The organism is Methylobacterium nigriterrae (assembly GCF_037106235.1).
Taxonomy (GTDB): Bacteria; Pseudomonadota; Alphaproteobacteria; order Rhizobiales; family Beijerinckiaceae; genus Methylobacterium; species Methylobacterium nigriterrae.
The window spans coordinates 1-930 of record NZ_JBAWTG010000425.1; the positions used below are offsets into that span (position 1 = coordinate 1).

General features: G+C 61.0%; 1 protein-coding gene. It reads left to right on the plus strand.

Features of this window, described 5'->3' with window-relative positions; genetic code table 11:
* The first annotated feature begins 82 nt into the window (after nt 1–82).
* Nucleotides 83–757 carry an HAD family hydrolase gene (locus tag WDW90_RS37545; protein WP_336492794.1) on the plus strand — a complete coding sequence of 225 codons (675 nt, stop codon included), beginning with the start codon at nt 83–85 and terminating at the stop codon, nt 755–757.
* Nucleotides 758–930: the final 173 nt, after the last annotated feature.

The window sequence follows — 930 nt, forward strand, 5'->3', positions numbered from 1 at the left end:
GCCTGGTTGAACTGTGTCGCTGCACCGAGCTGGAACATGCGCCTCAGCCCGTCGCTTCCTCACGGAACAGGAAAGCGAACTGATGCCCTCAGCAGTAATTTTTGACGTCGATGGGACACTCATCGACTCCGTTCCCCAGCATGCCAAGGCTTGGCAGGACGCCTTCCATGACTTCGGTCATGACATCCCCTTCGAAGATCTCCGGCGACAGATCGGCAAGGGCGGCGACCTGTTGATGCCGGTGTTTCTGTCCGAGGATGAGATCAAGGAGAGGGGCGGGACGCTGGAGAAGCATCGCGCGCAAATCCTCAAGGAGCGTTACCTGCCGACCATCAAGGGCTTTCCGCAGGTACGCGCGCTCGTCGAACGTTTGCAGGCGGATGGCAAACAGCTGGCGCTGGCATCATCCGCCAAGGGGGACGAACTTCAAACCTATAAAAAGATTGCCGGCATCGAGGATCTGATCGGCGTCGAAACGTCCTCGGATGATGCGGAGGAGAGCAAGCCCAACCCCGACATCTTCCAGGCCGCTCTGAAGCGCCTGGATGGGATCGCGGCCGAAGATGCCATTGCGATCGGCGATACCCCTTACGATGCGGAGGCTGCCAGCAAGGCGGGCGTGCGCACGATCGGTTTGCTCAGTGGCGGCTGGACCGCTGAGGAGCTGACACAGGCAGGCTGCATCGCGACGTATCGCGACCCAGCCGATCTACTGGCCCAGTACGAGGGTTCACCTCTGGCCAAGCCCCAGACCTGATTGCGGCGATGGGCGGAACATCGCGCATGAGCGACGACCCGACGGTGTGAGCGTCAAAGATCAGGCTCCATAAATCCGCTTACGCGAATTTCCCGAGGCCTCGCGCGCGCGAAGATGGGCTTATGGAACCCGCGTGGTTTCTACGGATATCGGCGCCACTCACCGGAGCGCAG

Excerpts from the sequence above, each read along its gene's own strand:
- WDW90_RS37545 (WP_336492794.1), top strand. The coding sequence starts at position 83 with ATGCCCTCAGCAGTAATTTTTGACGTCGATGGGACACTCATCGACTCC.